General features: G+C 71.5%; 19 protein-coding genes. 6 read left to right on the top strand and 13 right to left on the bottom strand.

All coding sequences use genetic code 11. The features are described from left to right. Positions 1–7: 7 nt before the first annotated feature. From AB4Y83_RS01760 to AB4Y83_RS01725, 8 genes are all read right to left on the bottom strand, one after another. Positions 8–1,834, bottom strand: a complete 1,827-nt coding sequence (locus tag AB4Y83_RS01760; RefSeq protein WP_442295863.1) for a glycoside hydrolase family 3 protein — start codon at positions 1,832–1,834, stop codon at positions 8–10. A 39-nt stretch (positions 1,835–1,873) separates the two neighbouring features. After that, complete coding sequence (locus AB4Y83_RS01755; protein WP_442295862.1) at positions 1,874–3,499, bottom strand: glucoamylase family protein; 1,626 nt, start codon at positions 3,497–3,499, stop codon at positions 1,874–1,876. A 32-nt stretch (positions 3,500–3,531) separates the two neighbouring features. Continuing rightward, positions 3,532–4,464 (bottom strand): carbohydrate ABC transporter permease, encoded by a 933-nt coding sequence (locus AB4Y83_RS01750; RefSeq protein ID WP_442295861.1) that lies wholly within the window; start codon positions 4,462–4,464, stop codon positions 3,532–3,534. A gap of 1 nt (position 4,465) precedes the next feature. Continuing rightward, the gene (locus tag AB4Y83_RS01745; RefSeq protein ID WP_442295860.1) at positions 4,466–5,476 is read right to left on the bottom strand and encodes a carbohydrate ABC transporter permease; all 1,011 of its coding nucleotides are present in this window, start codon (positions 5,474–5,476) and stop codon (positions 4,466–4,468) included. A gap of 4 nt (positions 5,477–5,480) precedes the next feature. Next, positions 5,481–6,767 carry a sugar ABC transporter substrate-binding protein gene (locus AB4Y83_RS01740; RefSeq protein WP_442295859.1) on the bottom strand — a complete coding sequence of 429 codons (1,287 nt, stop codon included), beginning with the start codon at positions 6,765–6,767 and terminating at the stop codon, positions 5,481–5,483. Between the two features lie 102 nt (positions 6,768–6,869). Beyond that, positions 6,870–7,901: a LacI family DNA-binding transcriptional regulator gene (locus tag AB4Y83_RS01735; protein ID WP_442276994.1), complete on the bottom strand. Its 1,032-nt coding sequence runs from the start codon at positions 7,899–7,901 to the stop codon at positions 6,870–6,872. A 314-nt stretch (positions 7,902–8,215) separates the two neighbouring features. Further along, positions 8,216–8,545, bottom strand: coding sequence for a hypothetical protein (locus AB4Y83_RS01730; RefSeq protein WP_442276993.1), 330 nt, complete (start codon positions 8,543–8,545; stop codon positions 8,216–8,218). A gap of 34 nt (positions 8,546–8,579) precedes the next feature. Then, on the bottom strand, positions 8,580–8,918 hold the full coding sequence (locus AB4Y83_RS01725; RefSeq protein WP_442295858.1) for a VOC family protein: 339 nt from the start codon (positions 8,916–8,918) through the stop codon (positions 8,580–8,582). A gap of 108 nt (positions 8,919–9,026) precedes the next feature. Here AB4Y83_RS01725 and AB4Y83_RS01720 point away from each other — a divergent pair, with 108 nt between their 5' ends. From AB4Y83_RS01720 to AB4Y83_RS01700, 5 genes are all read left to right on the top strand, one after another. Then, a complete protein-coding gene (locus tag AB4Y83_RS01720; RefSeq protein WP_442276991.1) occupies positions 9,027–9,947 on the top strand; it encodes a sigma-70 family RNA polymerase sigma factor in 921 nt (306 codons plus the stop codon). A 54-nt stretch (positions 9,948–10,001) separates the two neighbouring features. Continuing rightward, positions 10,002–11,003: a patatin-like phospholipase family protein gene (locus tag AB4Y83_RS01715; RefSeq protein WP_442295876.1), complete on the top strand. Its 1,002-nt coding sequence runs from the start codon at positions 10,002–10,004 to the stop codon at positions 11,001–11,003. 39 nt (positions 11,004–11,042) lie between these two features. Further along, positions 11,043–12,065: a Y-family DNA polymerase gene (locus tag AB4Y83_RS01710; RefSeq protein ID WP_442295857.1), complete on the top strand. Its 1,023-nt coding sequence runs from the start codon at positions 11,043–11,045 to the stop codon at positions 12,063–12,065. Positions 12,066–12,098: 33 nt separating this feature from the next. Then, complete coding sequence (locus AB4Y83_RS01705) at positions 12,099–12,923, top strand: arylamine N-acetyltransferase family protein (RefSeq protein WP_442295856.1); 825 nt, start codon at positions 12,099–12,101, stop codon at positions 12,921–12,923. 88 nt (positions 12,924–13,011) lie between these two features. Further along, positions 13,012–14,553: an MFS transporter gene (locus AB4Y83_RS01700; RefSeq protein ID WP_442295855.1), complete on the top strand. Its 1,542-nt coding sequence runs from the start codon at positions 13,012–13,014 to the stop codon at positions 14,551–14,553. Between the two features lie 16 nt (positions 14,554–14,569). On the opposite strand, the gene AB4Y83_RS01695 is transcribed toward AB4Y83_RS01700, so the two are convergent. The 3 genes from AB4Y83_RS01695 to AB4Y83_RS01685 all read right to left on the bottom strand — a co-directional run bounded on the left by AB4Y83_RS01695 (position 14,570) and on the right by AB4Y83_RS01685 (position 18,429). Further along, complete coding sequence (locus AB4Y83_RS01695; protein WP_442295854.1) at positions 14,570–14,983, bottom strand: VOC family protein; 414 nt, start codon at positions 14,981–14,983, stop codon at positions 14,570–14,572. 434 nt (positions 14,984–15,417) lie between these two features. Beyond that, positions 15,418–16,875, bottom strand: a complete 1,458-nt coding sequence (locus tag AB4Y83_RS01690; RefSeq protein ID WP_442295853.1) for a DUF222 domain-containing protein — start codon at positions 16,873–16,875, stop codon at positions 15,418–15,420. Positions 16,876–17,007: 132 nt separating this feature from the next. Next, positions 17,008–18,429: an esterase/lipase family protein gene (locus tag AB4Y83_RS01685; RefSeq protein ID WP_442295852.1), complete on the bottom strand. Its 1,422-nt coding sequence runs from the start codon at positions 18,427–18,429 to the stop codon at positions 17,008–17,010. A 197-nt stretch (positions 18,430–18,626) separates the two neighbouring features. On the opposite strand from AB4Y83_RS01685, the gene AB4Y83_RS01680 reads away from it, so the two are divergent. Then, the gene (locus AB4Y83_RS01680; RefSeq protein ID WP_442276696.1) at positions 18,627–19,259 is read left to right on the top strand and encodes a hemerythrin domain-containing protein; all 633 of its coding nucleotides are present in this window, start codon (positions 18,627–18,629) and stop codon (positions 19,257–19,259) included. Between the two features lie 149 nt (positions 19,260–19,408). On the opposite strand, the gene AB4Y83_RS01675 is transcribed toward AB4Y83_RS01680, so the two are convergent. Both AB4Y83_RS01675 and AB4Y83_RS01670 read right to left on the bottom strand, forming a co-directional pair. After that, positions 19,409–20,665: a benzoate/H(+) symporter BenE family transporter gene (locus AB4Y83_RS01675; protein ID WP_442295851.1), complete on the bottom strand. Its 1,257-nt coding sequence runs from the start codon at positions 20,663–20,665 to the stop codon at positions 19,409–19,411. A gap of 7 nt (positions 20,666–20,672) precedes the next feature. Beyond that, positions 20,673–21,473 (bottom strand): inositol monophosphatase family protein, encoded by an 801-nt coding sequence (locus AB4Y83_RS01670; protein WP_442295850.1) that lies wholly within the window; start codon positions 21,471–21,473, stop codon positions 20,673–20,675. Between the last annotated feature and the right edge of the window lie 24 nt (positions 21,474–21,497).

The following is a 21,497-nucleotide window of genomic DNA, read 5'->3' as shown; positions in this document are numbered from 1 at the left end:
ACACGCCTCAGATCGTGAGGCCGTGGCCGAAGGCGAAGAGCGGGTCGTCGTAGCCCGGCACGTCCTCGCCGTGCGCCCGCACCTGGTCCATCGACCGCGGGAGGTCGAAGGGCAGCCGCCCCTCGGGGGCGATGGTGCCGGTGACGGCGTCGAGGAGGGCGTCGTCGCTGCTGCCGTAGCTGCCGACGACGGCCGACGCGAAGCGCAGCAGCGGGGTGACGACGGCCGGCCGGTCGAGCACGACGTCGACGACGAGCGGGCAGACGGCGGCGATCCGCTCGAGCCGGGCGACGAGGCCGGGCGGGAAGTCGAGCGAGCCCTGGTGGAACCACGACTCGAGGAAGAGGTCCGACCGCGGGTCGAAGGGCGCGGTGAGCCGCACGACGGCGACGTCCGCATCCTCGGGCCGGTCGACGAGCTTGCCGTGCCGCACGACCGCCTCGGGCGAGACGCGCTCGGCGTAGATGCGCAGGCCCTGCTCGAGCGGGAGCCGATCGTCCTCGTTGTGCAGCACGGTCACCGAACGGGCCTGGGCGGCATACCCCTCCTCGCGGAAGTCACCCCGGCCCACGGTCGTGGCGGCGGCGTCCTCGTCGACGTAGGGGTCGTCGAACAGCCCGAGCCGGAACTTCACCGCGAGGATGCGGCGCGCCGACTCGTCGACGCGGGCCTCGGTGACCCGACCCTGGGCAACGAGGTCGAGGAGGATGTCGACGCACTCCTCGCCGCCGAACTGGTCGGCACCGGCCTCGAGGATCAGCTCCATGCGGCCGTGCGGGTCGAGGTGCTCGACGCCCCACGCGCGCGCCGGGAGCACCTGGTCGCCGACGTGGTTGTCGTTGACGAGCTCCCAGTCCGTGACGACGACGCCGTCGTAGCCGAGCTTGTCGCGGAGCAGGCCGGTGACGACCTGCTTGTTGTAGCCGAAGCCGATCGGCTCGATCTCGACGCCGTCGACGACGAGGTCGACCGGCATCCCGTAGTACGGCATGATCCCCGCGGTGCCGGCCGCGATGATCGGCGGGAACGGCTTGAGGTGGTCGGCGAAACGCCCACCGGGATAGACCTGCTCGCGGCCGTAGGGGAAGTGCGCGTCCTCGCCGTCCTTCTGCGGACCGCCGCCGGGGAAGTGCTTGCTCGTGCACGCGACACTGGCCGCGCCGAGCGAATCTCCCTGGAAACCCTTGAGATACGCCACTCCTAGCTCGGTCACGAGGTCGGGGTCCTGGCCGAAGGTGCCGGCCTGGCGCGCCCAGCGCGGCTCGGTCGCGAGGTCGAGCGTCGGGTGCAGGGCGGCCCGGATGCCGACGGCGGCGTACTCCTGGCGGGCGATGTCGGCGAAGCGCCGCACCGCGTCCGCGTCGCGCAGCGCCGCGAGCCCCAGCGGCTCGGGCCACTGCGAGAACGCGCCCGCGGAGAAGGAGACCCCGACGTTCTCGATGAACGCGTGCCGCGGGTCGGTCGACACCGTCACGGGTATGCCGTGTGGCGTGCGCTCGGCGAGCGACTGCAGCGCGTTGCTCCACCGGGCGGCCATCCGCGGGTCGTCGAGCGCGTGGATGTTGAAGTGGTTGAGGTGCTTGTCGAGCACGACGGTGCTCGTCGGGGACTTGCTGATGGTGCCCGGGTGCTCGAGCACCGTGCCGTCCGAACCGGCCTCGATGACGGTCTGGAACATCAGACCGACCTTCTCCTCGAGGGAGAGCCGGCCGAGCAGGTCCTCGACCCGCTCGTCGACGGTCAGGCGTGGGTCCTCGTAGGGATCCATCCGGCCGTTGCCGTTGAGGTCGCGGTAGGCGACGCCGTCCTCGGAGGTGGAGAGCTCGGGGCGCACGGGTGTGCCTTTCGTCGGTGAGGGAAGTTCCTACGCGGGTCAGGCGATCGGGCTCGCGCCGAACTCCTCGACGCCGATGACCGGGCGCAGGGCGCGCTCGACCGCCGTGGTGCTGAACGCGCGACGGAGGACGTCGTTGCCCAGCACGTTGCCCGCGGCGCCCATGACCATGGCCTGGTCGAGCGAGAGATAGCGGCGGGCGACGGTCCCCGACCGGACGGCCACGGCGTCGAAGAAGCCACCGCGGTCGTAGGAGTGGAAGTCGGCCTTGAGGTTGGCGAGGTTGGTGAACGCCTCGTCCGGCTCGTGCATCATCGCGAGGAACGCCGCGTGCGGCGTGACGACGCCGTCGCCGTAGGTCGGGCTCGGGTTCGTCGCCGCACGGCAGTCACCGAAGCCGGGGTCGTAGTTCGTGCTCTCCTGGTCGGACATGTAGCCCGTCGGGTTGAGCCCGAGCGCATCGACGCCGTACTCCCGGTAGCCGCCCTTGGGGTTGCTCGACGGGCTGAAGCCCCAGTAGCCGTAGCCGGCGTCGATGAGCCCGTGCTCCCGCTGCGCCCGGACGTGGAGCGGGTGGTTGCGACCCCACGAACGGGGCGCCCAGGCGGCCTCGTCGACGAAGACGTCGGGCATGAGCTCCTCGAACATCGAGCCGCCCCAGCCGGGCACGATGTGCATGCCGCGGTGGGTGTACGCACCCTCGTAGACGTCGAGGCCGTAGTACGTGCGGTTCTCGCCGACGGGCTGCATCTCGTGCCACGACCAGTCGCACGTCGCGGGGAAGGTGCGCCACATCGCGAAGTACTGCTTCGCCGGGACCTGGCCGGTGATGATGCCGAGGTAGCTCGTGATGCGGGTCTCCGACACCGTCGTGTCGTAGTGGTGCGTCGTGAGCCACACGGGGTCGCCGCCGATGTGGGTGCCCTGGTAGGTGCCGCCGGGGCGACCGTCCTCGTAGGGGTAGAAGCCGCCGTGGATGAGGCCTCCCGGTCGCACCTGGTGCGCGGGGTCGCTGTTGTCGTTGTAGAAGGAGTCCCAGCGCATCCGGTCGAAGATCCGCCTCGCCCACGGGGCGGCGGCCCGGTCGGAGCCGGCCACGACGAGCAGCGCTGCGCCGAGCCAGCCGTTGTCGACGCTGGAGCAGAAGGGGACGACCTTGTCGCCCGAGTCCGGCCATGTGTGCAGCGCCCTGGCGGTCGCCTCGTCGTACCAGTTGTAGTACATGCCGCTCGGCGTGTGGTGCTCCATCCGCTCCACCGTCTTGAGCGTGCGGATGAGGCGGGCCGACGCCTCGCCACGGGTGATGATGCCGAGCTCGCGGGCGACGACGGTCGACCAGAGGTAGCCACCGATGTTCGTCGGCGACGTGTAGCCCGAACGGTCGCCGTCGGCGAGCGACGCGGGGATGTTGTCGGCCGGCAGGCCGGTCCTCGGGTCGGTCATCGCGACGAGGCTGCGCCACGTGTCGGCGGCCCACGTGCGCACCGTGGCGCTCTCGAGGGAGCGGACGGCATTCGAGCCCGTCGACCGCAGGAAGGCGGGCGCCTGGCGCGCGCCGGTCGTCGACGCGGACGCCGTCGGAGCGAGCGCGAAGGCGGCGACGGAGGCCGCGCCCCCGACGAGCATCGAGCGACGGCTGGGGGTGTAGAGCTTCTTCTCGGACATGGTGCAGTGCTCCTGTTTCCGGGGTGGGAGGCCTACTTGAGGCCGGTGGTGGCGATGCCCTCGATGAAGCGCTTCTGGAAGATGAGGAAGACGACGAGGATCGGGATGATGACGACGGTGGCGCCGGCGAGCAGCAGTCCGTAGTTCGTGCTGTTCTGCCCCGTCGAGTAGAGGGCCAGGGCCACCGGGAGGGTGTACATGTCCTCGGACTGCGCCACGACGAGCGGCCACAGGAAGTTGTTCCAGCTGCCGAGGAAGGTGAGGATGCCCAGCGTCGCGAGGGCGGGGCCACAGAGCGGCAGGATGATCTTCCAGAAGATCCGCAGCTCGCCCGCGCCGTCGACGCGGCCCGCGTCGAGCAGGTCCCTCGGCAGCCCGAGGATGAACTGGCGCATGAGGAAGACGCCGAACGGGCTGACGAGGAACGGCAGGAAGAGGCCGGGCAGGGTGTTGACGAGTCCGGCGTTCGCGACGAGCACGAAGAGCGGCACGAAGGTCACGACGCCCGGGATCATGAGCGTGCCCATGACCGCGATGAAGATCGCCTTCTTGCCCCTGAAGTCGAGCATCGCCAAGGCGTAGCCGAGCATCGAGCAGAAGACGAGGTTGCCGGCCGTCACGACGACGGCGACGACGATCGAGTTCGTGAAGAACTGCCCGAAGTTCAGCTTGCTGAACAGCTGCGTGTAGTTGTCGAGCGAGGCGCTCTCGGGCAGCCACGTCGGCGGGATCTGGCGCAGCTCGCCCTCACCCTTGAAGCTGCCGAGCACCATCCAGACGAACGGTGCGATGACGGCGACGAGCGCGACGGTCAGCAGCACGTAGAGCCACCAGCGGCTGCCCTGGCTCGAGCCGACCATGCCGGACCCGGTCCTGCTCGCCTTCGCCTTCGGTGCCGGGGCCGGAGCGGTCGGCCCGGTCGGCCCGGTCGGCCCGGTCGGCCGCGGTGCGGTGTCGACGGACATGTCAGGTCCTCTCTCGGAGCAGGCGGAACTGCAGGGCCGTGACGATCGCGATGACGACGAAGATGATGTAGCTCATCGCCGACGCGAGACCGTAGTTGCCGAAGCCGAACTGCTGGTAGGTGTACATCGACAGCGAGATCGTGCTGTCCAGTGGGCCGCCCTTGGTCATGACGAACGGCTCCTCGAAGAACTGGAGGTAGCCGATGGCCGTCGTGACCATGACGAAGAGCAGGGTCGGTCGCAGCAGCGGCATCGTGACGTGGCGGAACCGCTTCCAGGCGTTGGCGCCGTCGATGGCGGCCGCCTCGTGCAGCTCGGCCGGCACGGCCTGCAGCCCCGCGAGGAAGATGATCATCGCCGTACCGAAGTTGCGCCACGAGGCCATCATGATGAGCGCCGGCATCGACCAGTTCGGGTCACCGAGCCAGTTGGGACCGGTGATGCCGAACCACCCGAGGGCGGTGTTGATGAGACCGCCCGGGTCCTGCAGGAGGAAGCGCCACACGACGGCCACCGCGACGATCGAGGTGATGACCGGCATGTAGAAGCCGAGGCGGAACACCGCGCGGAAGCGGGTGATCCCCTTGTCGAGCGCGACCGCAGCCGCGAGCGCCACGACGAGCGTCAGCGGCATACCGACGAGGACGAAGTACGCCGTGTTGCCGGCGGCCTTGCGGAAGGTCGGGTCCGACAAGGCCTTGGTGAAGTTGTCGAGGCCGACGATGTTGACGCTGAAGGGGTGTCGCAGGTCGCGGGCCTTGGTGTCCGTGATGCTCATGAAGAGCGACTGGACCACCGGCCAGGCGGTGAAGGCGAGGAAGAGCAGGCAGAAGGGGATCGCGAGGATCCAGGCCGCCCGCCCCTCCCGACGGCGGGCCGATCCGACCCGGCCGGGGGAGCCTCCGTCGCCCGCCCCCCGGGACGACCCGTTCGTGGGTCGTCCCGGAGCGGTGACCGGAGGTGGCGTCACGGGTCCGGCGGGGGACCCGGTCGTGCCGGTCTGGGCGGTCATCGGATCACATTCCCGTGCCGATGGACTCGGCCTGCTGCTGGGCCGTCTTGAGTCCGGTGGCCGGGTCCTCGCCGGTCTTGGTGATCTTCTCCATCTCGGTGTCGAGTCCCTTGACGGCCTGCTCCCACGTCGGGAACGACGGCGGCGCCTTGGCGGTCTCGAGCTGCTTGCCGAAGACGGCGAGCTTCTTGTCCGAGGCGAGCGCGGGGTCCTGCCAGGCGCTCTTGACCGACGGGAGGTCGGTCGAGATGGTGTACCACTTCGACTGGACCTTGGGGTCGGCGAGCCACTGGACGAACTTCCAGGCGGTGTCGCGGTTCTTCGTGTTCTTGAAGACGACGAAGTTCGAGCCACCGACGAACGACGACGACCCGGCCGAGCCGGCGGGGATCGGGGCGACGTTGTACTTGTCCTTGAAGCCGGCGCCGCCGACCTTCTCGACCGCGGACATCATCCACGGGCCGGAGATGAACATCGGGACCTTGCCGCTCGCGAAGTCGGGCTCGGTCGTCGGGGTCGCCGGGGCGCTCTTGTTGGAGATGCCGTCGGTGAAGTACGACTGGTAGTACTTCGCGGCCTTGACCATTTCGGGGCTGTCGAAGTTGTACGCCTTGCCGCCGTCCTTCGTGAGGTCGGCGCCGTCGCTCCAGGCGAACGGCATGAGGGTCTGCCACGAGCCCTCGCCACCGGCCTGGAGGCCGATGCCGTACTGCGCGCCGGCCTTGGTCTGCATGGCCTTGGCCATGTCCTTGAGGCCCTGCGCGTCGGTGGGCACGCTGTCGTAGCCGGCCTTCTTGGCGAGGTCGGTGCGGTAGAAGAGGACGCGGGTCTCGACGTACCAGGGGATGCCGTAGGACGTGCCGTTGACCTCGGTGGTCTTCTGCGCACCCTCGAAGAAGGCGGACGTGTCGATCTGCGCCGGCGTCGGGTCGATGGCGTCGCTGCTCGCGAACTCGCCCATCCACGTGGTGCCGACCATGGCGACGTCCGGCGTGTTGCCGGAGGCGATCGAGGCCGTGAACTTGTCGTGCGCGGCATCCCACGGGATGGCCGTGACCTGGACCTTGACGCCGGGGTTGGCGGCCTCGAAGTCCTTCGTCAGCTTGGGCAGGTTGTCCCCCTCGGCACCCATCGCCCAGACGGTGATCGTGCCGGTGGCCTTGCCGGTGCTGACCGCGGCGCCTGTCTGACCGGCGGTGGTGCCACCGTTCTCGGCGCTGCGACCGCAGGCGGTCACGGTGAGGGCCGCGGCAGTCATGCACGCGACCGTGATGGCTGTGGTGCGTCTCATCGGTGTCTCACTTTCTCGGGTGTCTCCGACATCGGTGTCGGGGTTTGGGGAGGAACGGACGGGGGCAGGGGGATGGCGGTGGAGATGCCTGGCGGGTCGCGCTCAGCGGGTGGGGCAGCCGCAGGACCCGCGGATGACCACTTCCGTCGGCAGGACCTGCGGCTCGAGCCGCGGCAGTGCGCCGGAGACCCGCTGGTGCAGGCGCTCGGCGGCGATGACGCCGAGCTCGTGGACGGGCTGGCGCACGGTGGTGAGCCCGGGGCGCACGTAGCGGGACGTCATGACGTCGTCCCAGCCGACGACGGCGATCTCGCCGGGGACGTCGCGGCCGGCGTCCTGGAGGTGGCTCATGATCGCGAGGGCGAGCTCGTCGTTGGCGCAGACGAGGGCGTCGGCCTCGAGCTCGCCGGCGAGGATGCGCTCGGCGACGGCCTCGCCCTCCCCCTCGCGGAACGGGACGCGGACGGGGGCTGCGGGCTGGAGGCCGCGCGCCCGGTGGGCGGCGACGAAGCCGGCGTGGCGCTCGGCGATGTCGGGTGCGCCCTCGGGGTCACCGACGAAGACGAGGCGCGTGCGGCCGTGGGCGAGCACGTGCTCGGTGAGCTGCTCGGCGCTGTGGGCGTTCTCGGCGCGGACGCTCTCGATGCCCTCCTGGGGCGTGCCCGCGATGATGACGACGGGCTTCTGGCCGTGCAGGGCCCGGGCGACGGCGGGCGGCATGGCGGCCGAGCCGAGCACGGCGATGGCGTCGACGCGGGTGGCGAGCTGGCGCACGGCGCGAGCGAGGTCGGCCTTGCCGTCGGTGAGCATCAGGGTGACGCTCTGGCCGAGCTCGGCGGCCCGCGACTCGAAGCCCATGAGCAGCTCGGAGTAGTAGGGACCGGTGAGCTCCGGCAGCACGAGACCGTGTGCCTCGTGGTGGCGCACGGCGAGGCTGCGGGCGGCGCCGAGAGGCACGTAGTTGAGCTGCTCGACGGCGTCGAGGACCTTCTGGGCCGTCGTCGACGACACGGTGCCGGCGCCCTGGAGGACGCGGGAGACGGTGGCGATCGAGACGCCGGCGCGCTCGGCGACGGAGTAGATGGTGGCGCCCGCCGAGGCCGCGCCGTCCGGGTGCTTGCGTGCTGTCGCCATGGGTCCCACCTCTCGCGTCTCGTCGTTGAGTGATGTGTCGCGACCAGGCCCCTGACCGGGTCTCCCCGGCTCTGTAAGCGCTTACATCTGCACCTCCATACTGCACAGGTCAGCGCGGGGGCGCAAGACCCGCCCCTCGCTGCGGGCAGCCGTGAGGGGCCGGGGGGCGTCGGTGACACCCCCTCCCGGCCCCTCGTCACGGGACGTCGCCGACGCCGATCGCGTATGCCGTCACGTCCCGTCGGAGCAGTCGCCCCGTCACCCTGTGGCCGAGTCGGGTTCGACTGTGGCACAGTCGAACTCGATGTCCTCGGTCACTCGTCGGACGTGATCCACCGCCCGTCGAGCATCACGACGCGGCCGCGCAGCTCGTTCTCCTCGCGCCAGGCCTGGATCCGGCTCGGGACGACCCGGAAGAAGAGGTACGAACCCGAGGTCTCCCGAGGGTCGAAACCGGTCCGCTGGGCGAAACGGTCGGCCTCCGCGGGCTCGAGCGCGGTGGTCGGGGCCACGTCGACGGACCCGTCGACCATGACGACGTCACGCGTCGTGCCGATCCCGATCCGCACCCCTGCGCCGGACGCCAGGACACGTCCCGCGACGTTGCGGGAGGCAACGCGGGCACCTCGGCGGGCGGACGGCATACGCCCTCGGTGCTGTCGGCGACGTCGTCTGCCGTCATCCCTGCATCACGCCGATCATGTTGCCATCGGCGTCGGACAGCACGGCCACGGTGCGACCGCCACCGACCGCGGTCGGCTGCTGGCTGACGGTCGCGCCGGCCGCGGTGAGGGCCGCGACCGTCGCCTCGAGGTCGTCGACCGACCAGAAGGGCGTCGCACCGGTGATGCCCTTGCGGTGGCCGCTCGGGTCGAGGGCGATCTCCTGGCCGTCGACGGAGTAGCCGACGTAGTACGACTCGTCGGTGTGCGGCTCCGTGCCGAGCAAGGTCGTGAAGACCTGCTTCGCGGCGGCGAGGTCGGCGACGGGGTAGATGAGGGTGTTCACGGCGGACATCTTGGCCTCCTGGTGGGTGATCGCGGTGGGGTGTCGAGCGGTGGTGTCACATCCGGTGGCGCCGGCTCGTCAGTGCTATGACGGATCACGACCGGAGGATGTGACGAGATGGACGACGAGACCCGCGAGCAGTGGCTCGCCCGCGACTTCGAGCAGCAGCGGCCTCGGCTGCGGGCCGTGGCATACCGCGTGCTCGGGTCGGCCGCGGACGCCGACGACGCCGTGCAGGAGGCGTGGCTGCGCCTCAGCCGCAGCGACACGACCGAGGTCACCAACCTCGCGGGCTGGCTGACGACCGTCGTCGGGCGGATCAGCCTCGACATGCTGCGGTCACGCAGCTCGCGCCGTGAGGACAGCTGGGACACCGGTCTCGCCGAGCTCGTCGCGAGTGGTGACGTGCGCACCGCGCCGACCCAGCCGACGCGCCCCGCCCCCGATCCGGCGAGCGAGGTCGAGCTCGCCGACAGCATCGGCCTGGCCCTGCTCGTCGTCCTCGACACCCTCGCCCCGGCCGAGCGGCTCGCCTTCGTGCTCCACGACCTCTTCGGGATGCCGTTCGAGCAGATCGCCGAGATCCTCGACCGCTCCCCCGCAGCGACCCGCCAGCTCGCGAGCCGCGCCCGTCGCCGGGTGCGCGCCGCCGACGCTGCCGAGTCCGGGCCGGCCCGCACCCGGCAGCGCGAGGTCGTCACCGCCTTCCTCGCCGCCGCACGGGGCGGCGACTTCTCGGCCCTGCTCGAGATGCTCGACCCCGACGTCGTGCTGAGCGCCGACGAGGCAGCGGTCGCGATGGGCTCGCCCGACGTGCTCCGCGGGCCCGAGGCCGTGGCCCAGCGGTTCAACGGCGGCGCCAGGTCGGCACGGCTCGCCGCCTTCGACGGCGGCATCGGCGCCGTGTGGACGCTGCGGGGCGAGGCCATGGTGGCCTTCCGCTTCACGGTGGACGACCGCGACCTCGTCACCGGCATCGAGATGGTCGCCGACCGGGCGCGGCTCGACGCGATGGAGATCTGGTTCCTGACGTCCTGACCGGCGCGCGAACCGTCCGGGACGCGGACTATCGTCGAGGACGTGGCTGAGGGGATGCGTGTAGCGGTCGTGCTCGGGTCAGGCGGGGCGCGCGGCTACGCCCACATCGGCGCGCTCGAGGTGCTCGCCGAGCGCGGCTTCGAGATCGTGACGATCGCGGGCACGTCGATGGGAGCGCTCGTCGGCGGGGTGGCGGCCGCAGGGAGGCTCGACGCGTACACCGAGTGGGCCCGGAGCCTGACCCAGCGCGAGGTGTGGCGGCTGCTCGACCTCAGCATCACCTCGCCGAACGGCGCGATCCGGGCCGAGCGGATCATCGCGAAGGTCGGGGAGATCCTCGACGGCGCGACGATCGAGAGCCTGCCGATCCCCTACACGGCTGTCGCGACCGACATCAACGCGCGCCGCGAGGTGTGGTTCCAGCGCGGGCCGGTCGAGCACGCGATCCGCGCCTCCATCGCGATCCCCGGCGTCATCACCCCCGCCGTCATCAACGGCCGGGTCCTCGTCGACGGGGGTCTCATCAACCCGATCCCCATCGAGCCGACCGCGGCGACCTCGGCGGACCTCACGATCGCCGTCTCCCTGTCGGGCATGCGGGCCACCGGCGGACCGACGACCCCCGTCAAGGAGTCGTCGGAGCCCGTGTCGCGCGAGGAGTGGACGACCCGCCTTCGGCGCAGTGCCGCCGAGGTGCTCGAGTCCGAGCGGGTCCGCGCGATCACGAGCCGCTTCGGCGGGCACGCCCGCGACCACGACCACGATGTCGAGCACGACCAGCCGATCCCGCCGGAGGCCGTCGCCCGGCTGCCGCAGACGCCGACCGATGCGCTCGTCGTCCGGTCGGCCGACGTCGGGCTCGTCGACCTGCTCAACATGTCGTTCGAGACGATGAGCGCCCTCATCTCGCGCTACCGGATGGCCAGCAACCCGCCCGACGTGCTCGTCACCGTGCCGTCCAACGCCGTGCGGACCCTCGACTTCCACCGGGCCGCGGAGATGATCGAGCTCGGTCGGCAGCTGACGACCGAGGCGCTCGACCACGCCGGCTACTGAGCGCCGACGGTTGTCGGTGGCCGGGCGGAGACTGGGCCGGTGGTGATCCTGCACGCCGACGCCGACGCGTTCTTCGCCGCTGTCGAGCAGCGCGACGACCCGGCACTGCGCGGGCGGCCGATGGTCGTGGCCCACGAGGTCGTCGCGTGCCCGTCCTACGAGGCACGAGCGCTCGGCATCCACGCCGGTATGCCGCTGCGGCAGGTCCAGCGCCGTTGGCCGCAGGTGCTCGTCACCGGCTACCGCGCGGAGGCCTACGAGGAGGCGTCCGTCCGGCTGTTCGAGGTGTTCCGCCGCTTCACGCCCCTCGTCGAGCCCGGATCGGTCGAGGAGGCCTTCCTCGACGTCACCGGGCGTGACCACGGCGATCCGCGCGGGATGGCGGTGGCCCTGCGCGCGGCCGCCCGTGCCGAGGTCGGGCTCCCGGTCTCGGTCGGAGTCGGACGCACCAAGCTCATGGCCAAGCTCGCGAGCCGGCGCGCCAAGCCCGATGGCCTCGTCGTCGTCGACGCCGAGCTCGAGGCGCGGGTCCGGCCTCGTCTGCGCCTCGACGAGCTCTGGGGGGTCGGTCCGACGACCTACGAGAAGCTCCACGCCGCAGGGCTGTTCGTCGTCGCCGACCTCCACGGCCTCGACGAGGACGACCTCAAGCGCCTCGTCACCACGGCGATGGCCCGGCGTCTCGTCTCCATCGCGCGCGGCACCGACGACGCGACGATCCGCCTGCCCGGGCCGCGCAGGTCAATCAGCGCGAGCCGGTCACTGCCCGCGACGCGGACCAGGTCCAAGGTCGTGGCGGTGCTCGACGGCTGCGTCGAGCGTGCCGTCGCGCGGGTGCTCTCGCTCGACGGGCCGGGGCGTCTCCCCCGTCGCCTCGAGGTCCTCGTCCGCTACGACGACGGCACCCAGGTGCTCGAGCGCGGCCCGCTCGACGCCCCGTCGCTCGACCCGACCGTCCTGCGGTCCGCGGCGGGAGACCTGCTCGAGCGCACGGCCTACGAGTGGGACGGGCGCGGCGTGACGATGGTCGGCGTGACGCTGCCACTTCCCGCGCCCGCTTGACCTCAAGGTGGCTCGAGGTCGCAGGATGACCGGGTGACCTCACCGACGACGACCGACGCGCTGACGACGACCGAGGCGACGGCATACCTCCGGCGCATCGGCGCGGCCGCTCCCGAGTCCCCCACCCTGGCGGCGCTCGCGTCGCTGCACCGCGCGCACCTGCTGGCCGTGCCGTTCGAGAGCCTCGACATCTCGCTCGGCCGGCCGATCCGCCTCGACCGCGCGTCGCTGCTGGCCAAGGTCGTCGGCGCCCGGCGCGGCGGTTACTGCTACGAGCTCAACGGCCTCTTCGCCCTGCTGCTGCGCAGCCTCGGGTATGCCGTCGACCTCGTCTCCGCGCGCGTGGCCACGGCGGACGGCGGGCTCACCGACGAGTTCGACCACCTGGCACTCGTCGTGTCGGGTGGCCGTCTCGAGGAGCCCGTGCTCGCGGACGTCGGGTTCGGCGAGGGGTTCGTCGAGCCGCTCCCGTTGCGCAACGGCTTCGAGCGACGCGAACGCGGCCACCTCGTGGGACTCGTGCGGCGCGACGACACGTGGGTCTCTCGCGAGCGCCACGACGGCGAGGACTGGCGCGACTGCTTCGTCTTCTCGACGGTGCCCCACCCGCTGACCGACTTCGCGGCGCGCAACGAGTGGCAGCAGACCTCGCCCGACAGCCACTTCACCCGGTCGCGCCTCGCATCGGTGCTGACCCCGACAGGACGGGTCACCCTGAGCGGCGACCGGCTCATCACGACGACGCAGGGCCGACGCGAGGAGACCGCGCTCGCCGACGAGGACGCCGTGCGCGCCGCCCTCGCCGACCGCTTCGGCATCGTCCTCGATCAACGGACGTCGGCGGGTCCACCTCTATAGACTCACGCCATTCGGCCACCGAGAGGGCGACATGAGCCAGGACCCCACACCCGATTCCGATCCTGACGCCTCAGGGAGCCGGCGCCTGATGCTCCTGCTGGCCATGGCGATGTTCGTCCTCGTGGTCGACACCTCCTTGATGAACGTGTCGATCTCGGCCGTCATCACCGACCTCGACACGACGGCCAGCGGGGTGCAGTCGGCCATCGCGCTCGAGGCGCTCGTCTCGGCCGCCTTCATCCTCATCAACAGCAAGGTCGGCGACCTCATCGGCCGCAAGCGGGCCTACGTCCTGGGCCTGCTTGGGTACGCCGTCGGCGCGCTCGCGATGACGCTCGCGCAGAGCCTCACGGCGATCATCATCTTCTGGGCGATCATCGGAGGCCTGGGAGCCTCGTTGCTCCTGCCGGCGATGCAGTCACTGATCCACGGCAACTTCGCCGGCGCGGCCCAGAAGCAGGCCTACGCGCTCGTCGGCGCCTCGGCCGCCATCGCAGCCGCGATCGGCCCGCTGCTCGGCGGGTTCGTCACGACGTACCTGTCGTGGCGGGTCGGTTTCGCCCTCGAGGTCCTCATCATCGTCGTCGTGCTGAGCCAGATCCGCCTGGTCCGGGACGTCGAGTACACCGGCTCGCGCCAGATCGACGTGGTCGGCGCGATCCTGTCCGCCCTCGGCATGGGCGGGGTGGTGCTGGGCATCCTCGTCTGGCAGGAGGGGGGTCAGTACGTCGGCCTGCTCCTCGTCGTCGGGGCGACGGCGCTCGTGCTCCTGGCCCGGTGGCTCCGCCGCCGCAAGCGCGCTGGGCAGGTCACCCTGCTCGATCCGGACCTGTTCCGGCACCCGAACTTCACGGCCGGCGTCTCGGGCCAGCTGCTGCAGCAGGTCACTCTGGGCGGCGCCATGATCGCCCTGCCGCTCTACTTCCAGATGACCCTCGAGTACAACGCCCTCCAGTCCGGCCTGTCGCTGGCTCCGCTGTCGCTGACGATGTTCGGGGCAGCCCTCGTGGCCGGACGGCGGGCCGGCAACCGGCGACCCGCCTCGATCATCCGCACCGGCTTCGTCCTCACGAGTCTGGGTGTCGCGATCATCCTCCCGCTCGTGCCCCGCGCCGACAGCGCGTGGTACTTCGTGGTCCCGCTCGCGATCACCGGTTGCGGCCTCGGCCTCCTGGTCTCGCAGCTGAACAACTACACCCTCGCCCCCGTGGAAGAGGAGCGCGTCAGCGAGGCCGCCGGCGTCAACTCCGCGGCCGGGTCCTTCGGGCTCTCCTTCGGTCTCGCCATGGCGGGCGGCCTCATGCTCGCTGCGCTGTCGGTCGGCTTCACCCAGATGGCGCAGAACAGCGCCGTCATCCCGGCCGCGCAGCAGCAGCAGATCGCCCAGGCCCTCGAGCACGACGCCGAGATCATGAGCAACACCCAGCTGGAGCAGCAGATCTCTGGCCAGCCGGCCGAGGTCGAGGCCGAGGTGCTGGCCATCAACGACGCAGCCCGCAACCGCTCGCTCCAGATCGCCCTGCTGGTCCCTCTCCTCGCCGGTCTGCTGGGATTGCTCAACTCGTTCCGCATGCTGCGCCTCCCCGACCAGAAGCCGTCGGCATCCCTCGACGGACTCGACTTCGGCTGACGGTCGCGGGCCCGCCTCAGCCCCAGGCGTCCGGGGCCGGACGGCAGAGGCAGAACGGGTGGCCGGCCGGGTCGGCGTAGACGCGGAACCCGCGATCCGGCGCCGGCTGCGGCGGCTCGACAGGATCGAGTGCCGTGCCACCGAGGGCGAGCACCCGCTCGTGGGCGACAGCGATGTCGGCGACGACGAAGTCGAGGTGCGCCTGCTGCTGGCCACGGGGCCAGTCAGGGGACTGGTGCCCGGGTGCGAGCTGGGTCGCGATGCGGGGGCCGTCCCACAGCACGTTGAACCAGTCGCCCTCGGCGTCGGCCTCCACGCGGCCGCCCAGCAGCTCGGCGTAGAACTGCGCCACCCCTGCCGCGTCGGCGCAGTCGAGCGCGACGCAGTCCCAGCCGATCGTCGATCCAGTGCTCTTCTTCTCTGAGGTCATGCCCACCACCCAACCACCGCCTGACGAGAGTGCGTCAGACCGACGGAGCGGGGATCTACGGAGCGGGGATCTACGGAGCGGGGATCTACGGAGCGGGGATCAACGGAGCGGGGATCAACGGAGCGGGGATCAACGGAGCGGGGATCAACGGAGCGGGGATCAACGGAGCGGGGATCAACGGAGCGGGGATCAACGGAGCGGGGATCAACGGAGCGGGGATCAACGGAGCGGGATGGTCCAGGGCCCGACCGGCGGCACCCCGCGCGTGGCGGCGCACGACATCGCGGGGTCTGAGAGCGGCCGTGCGCCGGAGGCCGGCCGCACCTGGACATCGCCCCCGCCTTTCGCTCGCCACCTGGTCCCGCCGAGCAGGGATCATCGCTACCGGAATGGACCCGGGACCATCCCGTGCACGCGCCCCGGCCCGCGACGCGTCAGGGTCGTCGATGCTGGCGAGGTGGGTGCCAGATGGCCTCGTCCGGCGTGACGACCGCGCTCAGTCCGAGCTGGTGGACGATCGTGTGGTGCCGCCCGCAGAGGAGGGCGCCGTTGGAGAGGTCGGTCGCACCACCGTGCAGCCAGTGCACGACGTGGTGCGCCTCGCACCACTGCGGCGGGACGGTGCAGCCCGGGTAGCTGCAGCCGTGGTCCCTCTGGGCCAGCGCCAACCGCTGGGAGGGCGTGAAGTAGCGGTCCTCGCGGCCGATGTCGAGCGCCTCGGACCGACCACCGAGCACCACCGGGATGACCTCCGCCTCGCAGGCCACTCGGCGCACCGTGCTTGCGGACAGAACCTCGTCGTTGTCGGCCAGCCCGGCACCCCGCAGCCGGTCGAGCAACGCCTCCAGCGACATCGTGACCACGAGCTTCGTCCTCGGCGTTCGGGTGACGCCTTGGGGCGCCGCGACCGCGCGTCCGATCAGCTCGAGCAGGGCGTCGGCACGGCGCGTCGCCGCCGACCGGGGATCGACGGACCCGCGCTGGACTCTCGCGCCGTCGCCGTCGCCGTCGCCGTCGCCGTCGCCGTCGCCGTCGCTGTCGCCGGCGGCAGACGCGCCGCTGCCAGGCTGTTCGAGCCAACGACTCCAGTCCAGATCAGGGCGCGGCCGCGCCAAGCCGTCGATCGCGGCGTCGACGATCGCCGACCCCTCGGGGTCGAGCCTCCAGAGGTACTCCGTCATCCCGGCGCACCGGCCGATCTTCGTCAGCGAGCGTGCCGCGCGGAGGCGCTGGTCGTCGTCCTCGACGACCGACGGGGCGCGCAGGCTCGCCCGGCCGTGCGCTGCCAGTCGCCGCAGCTCCTTGAGGCCGAGCGCCGGCGCACCCTCGACCATCGCGTCGACGACGCTGTCGACCTGGGCTGCATCGGCGAACCGGATGACGTCGTCACGGAAGCGCACGATGACCGCAGCCTTGTCGACCGAGAGCGAGCCGTCGCGGACGCCTCCTGACAGCGCACCCCACCGGGGCTCGTTCATGGCCGCGCCCACGGCGGTCAGGGCGGCTGACGCACCTGCAGCCAGGCCCGGAGCGTGACCCGCGACCCAGTCGTTGCGGGAGAGCCCGGAACGGTCGGGAAGTCCTCGCGCGCTCACCTCGGCGGCCAACACGGCCGACAGGTTGTGCGCCATCTCGCGAACCGCCTGAGCCTGCTCGATCGCGTCACCGAGCCCCGTCTCGGCCATCGCCCAGAGCGGCGTGGTGCGTGCGACGAGCCGGAGCTCCGCAGCCATGGACGCCAGTCGTGCCGCGAGCCCCGGGAGGTCGGTCAGCCCCATGACCTCCGCGACAGCTGAATTCCGCTCGCCCACGGGACCCGGCTGCCGATCGGGGTGGGCGACACCCTCATGGCGCGCGCCACCCCCGGGACGCTCCTTGGTCGCTGCGATCATGATTCGATCATACGTTCGAACACCGACAGCGCCCCTCGGCTGTCCACAGGCCCACACACGCCCAGACCCGCAGGCCGTCGACGAGCCGTCGCGAGCCGTCCACGCGAATCGGTCGGCGCCGGGCTCGATCCCTCAGCGGGTCGGCTTCGGCCAGACGAGCGTCGTCGAGGTGATGGGTCGCACCGTCGTGCCGGGTCCGGAGCCGCCCACGGTCACAGTGTGCGTGCCAGGGGGAAGGTCGTCGAAGGTCGCGACGCCATGGCCCTTCCGCAGGGTCGGCTCGACGCTCGCGAGCACCGTGCCCTCCTCGCTCGTGATGGTGACGGTCACGGCCTTGCGCGGCGGGTCGGCCCCGGGGTCGTCCGCCTCGAGGTCGAAGGCCACCTTGAGGGCCTGGCCCTGCGTCACGAGGTCGGGCACGACGGCACGCACGTTCGTGTCGGTGATCTCGCGACGACGGACCGGCTTGGCGGTGAGGATCTCCTGCACCTGGTCGAGGACGAGCTGGTTGCACTGGAGGTTGGTGTGCTGGTCGGGCACCCGCACGGCCAGGTTCGTGTCGAGCGCCTCGCCGAGACCGACGGCCCCGGTCAGGGGCACCGTTCCGTCACCGAAGTCGTTGTCGGTGCCGAAGTCCTGGTAGGCCGTGGCCGTGCCACCCGACAGCTGGACCGTGGTCGCGGTCGGCTGCCGGATGCCGACGATCATGTGCGAGGAGGTCCGGCTCCCCGGGCGGCCGGACTCGGCGGCCTGGAGATCGGTGTGGAAGGCCATCGCGTCGGCGACCATCGCGGTGCTGACGTTGGGCACCGGCACCTCGGTCGTCTTCGCGTAACCCCCCGCGTTGCCGATGCAGGCGAACTCCGGCAGCAGCTGGAAGAGCGAGGGCATGCTGCGCGAGAAGTCCGTGAGGTCGATCGACAACGGACCGATGCCCTTCTTGACACCGTTGACGAGCTGCGTGAGCGCGTCGGTCGCACCGCGCCACGGGGTGCCGAGGGTGATGAGCTTGCGGGTCACCTCGGCGCCGCCGCACTTCTCGATGTACCAGCGGGCGACGAGGCCACCCATGGAGTGGCAGACGAAGACGACCTTCGCGTCGGCATACGCCCCACCCTGCGACCGCAGCTGCTCGAGCGCCGGCTCGACGACGGTCTTCAGGCGAGCGCCGTTGTAGCGGTTGGAGAGGCGCCAGTCGTACGCGTACGTGATGAGCGTCGCCGGCTTGCCGCCGGTGCCCCGCTGGTAGCCCTGCTTCTCGAGGGCGGTGACGAGCACGTCGTAGCCGCGGATCGGCGTCCAGATGCCCGGCAGGACGTGGACGTCGGGCATGAGCGCGACGGGCTCGACGCCGTCGCCCGGGTGGTCGTCACCGATCCCCTCCGGCAGGACCTTCTTGAGGATCGACCGGCCGCCGGTCAGCAGCTTCCAGACGGCGCCGGCGCTCGGAGCCCAGATGAGGTTCTCACTCGCCGGTGAGCCGTCGTCACCCCGGACCCCGAGCGTGCTGCCGGTGATCCCCGGAAGCACCACGACCAGGTCGTTGCTCGTCATGCGGACCCACCACCCATCCCTGCGTCGATGAACTGCGCCGGTGAACTGCGTCGATGAACTGCGTCGGACACTCCCGACCAACCAACGGTGGCACCAGCGGGCCCCGCTGATACGCGAAACGGCCAAGCCCACGACGGCATCGGGTATGGATGCGGCACAGTGGTTCCGGAACCCGCCGGACGACAGAGAGGCCTTCCGTGGACATCACCGACGTCATCCTCCGCCAGCACGACGAGCAGCGACGGATGTTCGCCATGCTCGAGGAGTGGCCGCGCGACGACCACGAGGGCCTCGCCGCCGTCTGGAAGCGGCTCGAGATCCTCCTCGAGACGCACGCCGAGGCCGAGGAGCTCTACTTCTACCCGGAGCTGCTGCGCATCGGCACGGGCGGCGCCGACGCCGAGTCCGTCGACGAGGAGGTCGAGGACGCCGTCAAGGACCACAACGACATCCGCAAGTCCGTGCGCAAGGTCGGGCGCTGCCGCACCGGGTCCGACGCGTGGTGGACGGCGGTCGTCGACGCCAACGTCCACAACAGCGACCACATGGGCGAGGAGGAGCGCCAGGACCTCGCCGACTTCCGCCAGCGCGCGAGCCTCGAGCTGCGCCACGAGATCGCGGTCCAGTTCCTGCGCTACGAGGCGGTCCGCTGGGCCGAGGGGATCACCCCGAAGGACAAGGATCCCGAGCGCTACGTCGCGGCCAAGAAGACCACCAAGGCGTCTGCCACGGCGAAGAAGGCCGCCCGCGACGCAAAGAAGGCGGCCACGACCGACCCCGCGAGGACGGCACGGTCCACGAAGGCCTCGCCCGAGGCCGTCGAGGGCTGACCCCCGCAACCGAGCATCTGCCCCACCAAGGCTCCCGGTTTCGCGCGCTCATGCGTTGAGCGCGCGAAACGGGCTTCGGGCGCGTGAACTCTCGCGCGCCCGAAGGTCACATCGCGCGCTCGGAGGACGAGCGCGCGAAATGTGGTCCGTCACGGGGTGGTGGGGTGCCGGCGCTGACGGGGACCGGTCCGCGCGAGGCGGAGGGCGACGAGGACGAGCACGCCGGCGACCAGCCCCCAGAAGGCGGCGCCCACTCCGGCGATCGTGATGCCCGACGCGGCCACGACGAGGGTGACAGCGCCGGCCTCGCGGGTCGAGGCGTCGGTCAGCGCGGCCGCCGCAGCACTCGCGAAGGTGCCGAGCAGGGCGAGGCCGGCGATGGTCTCGATGAGGCCGGCGGGCGCCGAACGCGCTGCCGCCGTGACGATCCCGGCGAGCGGGCCGAAGGCGAGGTAGGTGACGCCGCACGCGACACCCGCGACCCAGCGCCGGCTGCGGTCCGGGTGGGCCTCGGGACCGGCGGCGAGCGCCGCGGAGATCGCGGCGAGGTTGATCGCGTGCGCGCCGCCGACGGCGCCGAGCGCGCTCGCACCACCGGTGTAGAGCAGCGGACCGCGGATGCCGGGCCGGTAGCCGAAGGACGCGAGCACGGCCATGCCGGGGATGTTCTGGCTCGTCATCGTGACGATGAAGAGCGGGATCGCCACGGCGAGAAGGGTCGTCGCGTCCCAGGTAGGTAGGACGAGGACGACGGACGGCGCCGCCGCCCCGAGATCGAGCCGCCCGAAGACCCCCTGCGCCGCCATGACGACGAGGGCCGCCCCGAGCGCGCCGATGACCGCCCACCGCCGCGCGACCGCGACGAGGACGAGCCACGTCACCATGACCGGCGCGATCGCGGCCGGCGACGCGACGACCGCCCGGAACGGGGCGACGCAGAGCGTCAGCAGCACCCCCGCGAGCATGGCGCTCGCGAGCGGTTTGGGGATCGCCTCGACGAGCCGCTCGAGCGGTCGCACGAGACCGCACAGTGCGAGCAACAGTCCACAGACGACGAAAGCGCCCACGGCAGAGGCGAATCCACCGGCCGGCACCGTCGCCGCGGCGAGCAGCGCCGCACCCGGCGTCGACCAGGCCATGGTGACCGGCATCCGCAGGCGCCACGAGAAGAGCACGCAGCCGAGCCCCATCGTCACGCAGAGCACGAGCAGGCCCGAGGCCGCCTGCTCCGGGTCGGCGCCGACGGCCCGCAGCCCCGTCAGCACGACGGCGAACGAGCTCGTGAAGCCGACGAGCCCGCAGACGACACCGGCCAGCACCGCGTGCGCCGTCGAGCCGGGCGAGCCGGACGGCCCGGACGGGCCGGACGGACCGGACGGACCGGACGGGCGGGTGTGCGACGTCACCGGCGGATCAGGACAGGTGGGCGCTCGCGGCGAGCGCACGGCATACGCGGTCGTATGCGGTGGGGCTGCCGGCGGCAACGAGCCCCGGGGGCGCGATGTCGCGGGGTGAGTACGCGACGCCCGCGGTCGTGCCGAGCAGGCCGCCGGCCTCGGAGAGCAGGAGCGAGCCGGGCACGTGGTCCCACGGCGCGGCCTTGGCGTAGACGATGTAGTCGGCCGCGCCCTCGACGAGCTTGGGGTAGTCGATGCCGCACGACACCCACGTCAGGGTCATCGGCTCGAGGCCGCCGAGCGACTGGCCGATCCACGCTCGGCGGGAGGTGCGGCCGCGCAGGGCGCCCTCCGGCCGCTCGGGGACCGTCAGGCGACGCGACCCCTCGTCGTCGTGGCGCCACGTGCCGGCCCCGCGCTCGGCGACGAAGCCGAGCTCGTGCTGCGGCTGCCAGATCCACGCCCGGACGGCCTCGCCGGCGACCGTCTCGGCGACCATGACGGCATGGTCCTTGGAGCCGTGGACGAAGTTCTTCGTGCCGTCGACGGGGTCGACGGTGAACGCGTGGTCCGCGGCGGCATACCGCTCCATGAGCGCGGGGTCGCCCGCGAACGTCTCCTCCCCGAGCACGACGGCGTCGGGGTAGGCGCCGACGAGGGCTGCCGTGATGAGCACCTCGGCCTCGCGGTCGGCGTCGGTGACGAGGTCGCCGGGTCGCTTCTCGTGGATCTCGCCGGCGGCGAGCGCCCGGAACCGCGGGTTGATGACCTCCTCGGCCACGTCCTTGAGCAGGCTCAGCACCTCGTCGGTCTCCACGCCCCCAACCTAGCGAGCGACGGT

Origin of the sequence: Terrabacter sp. RAF57 (assembly GCF_052113925.1) — a bacterium.
GTDB lineage: Bacteria > Actinomycetota > Actinomycetes > Actinomycetales > Dermatophilaceae > Terrabacter.
This window is presented reverse-complemented; position numbering and strand designations above follow the sequence as displayed.